The organism is Pseudonocardia sp. SID8383 (assembly GCF_009864975.1).
Taxonomy (GTDB): domain Bacteria; phylum Actinomycetota; class Actinomycetes; order Mycobacteriales; family Pseudonocardiaceae; genus Pseudonocardia; species Pseudonocardia alni.
On sequence record NZ_WWFY01001169.1, the window covers coordinates 1 to 1,140 of the forward strand.

At 72.8% G+C, this 1,140-nt stretch carries 2 protein-coding genes and 1 pseudogene; all 3 read left to right on the forward strand.

The genetic code is table 11. The features are described 5' to 3' along the window. Positions 1–330 (forward strand): annotated as a pseudogene (locus GTW08_RS28405) (hypothetical protein); the annotation flags it as partial. Positions 331–340: 10 nt separating this feature from the next. Further along, positions 341–721 (forward strand): DUF3099 domain-containing protein, encoded by a 381-nt coding sequence (locus GTW08_RS28410; protein WP_343935399.1) that lies wholly within the window; start codon positions 341–343, stop codon positions 719–721. A gap of 26 nt (positions 722–747) precedes the next feature. Then, positions 748–1,002, forward strand: a complete 255-nt coding sequence (locus tag GTW08_RS28415; protein ID WP_073577143.1) for a DUF3039 domain-containing protein — start codon at positions 748–750, stop codon at positions 1,000–1,002. Positions 1,003–1,140 lie beyond the last annotated feature (138 nt).

Here is a 1,140-nt window from a genome sequence, read left to right on the forward strand (position 1 = left end):
GCCGCCACCGACCTCCCCGCACCGGAGGAGCTGGAGCGGATCACGGTGCCGGTGCAGGTACTGGCCTGGACCGGGGACCCGGGCCATCCGGAGTCCACCGCGCAGACCCTGCGGGAGCGGCTGCCCGCGGCCGCGCTGTCGATCGCGGCGACCCCGGACGACGTCGTCTGGTGGTCGCGGCTGCTCGCCGCGCGGCTGCGCCGCTGGGAGACGCTCGACCCCACCGTCGACGGCGGGCCCGCGGGTGTGCGCGAGGCGACCGGCGGGCGCCCGCGCGGGGATCGCGTAGGGGTGTCACCATGGAAAGGGAGGTGGTTCGACAGTGGCTGAGCGGCGACGCGTGGACCCCGTTCTCATCACGGACGCGCAGATGTCCTACGAAGAGGAACTGGAGATCCGCAAGCGGCGCTACAAGTGGACGATGGGCATGCGGATCCCGTGCATGATCCTCGCCGGCGTCTTCTACCAGATCCCCTGGGTCGCGGTGACCCTGCTCGCGATCTCGGTGCCGTTGCCGTGGATCGCCGTGCTGATCGCGAACGACCGGCTGCCGCGCAAGGCGGAGACGCCCAACCGGCACCGGCAGGACCACCGGGCGATCGAGGCCGGTCCGCGTCCGGTGATCGACCAGGGTGGCGACGATCCCGCCGGCCCCCGGCCCACCACCGACGACGAACAGCCCACCGGGACCACGGGAGGCGGCACCGCCTCCCCGCCCTGAGGTCGCTCTCGGGCATCATGGGCGCCATGTCCACGACGACGCTGCCCGAGGTCGACACCCGGCCGGAGACCACCGACAAGACCGGTGACGACCGGCCGGACATGTTCCACTACGTCAAGAAGGACCGGATCGCCGAGAGCGCGGTCCTGGGGAACATGGTCGTGGCGCTGTGCGGCGAGACCTTCCCGGTGACCAAGTCGCCCAAGCCGGGATCGCCGGTGTGCCCGCGGTGCAAGGAGATCTTCGAGGGGCTCCCCCCGGGTGGCGGCGACGGGGAGTGAGCCCCCTCAGCCCCGCGCGAGCAGCAGCCGCAGCGGGGTGGAGGACGGGTCGCCGGGCACCGTGCGCAGCACGGTCTCGGTGACCATCCCGGCCGACCGGTAGAGCGCCAGCGCCGCGACGTTGTCCGCGGCCACCTC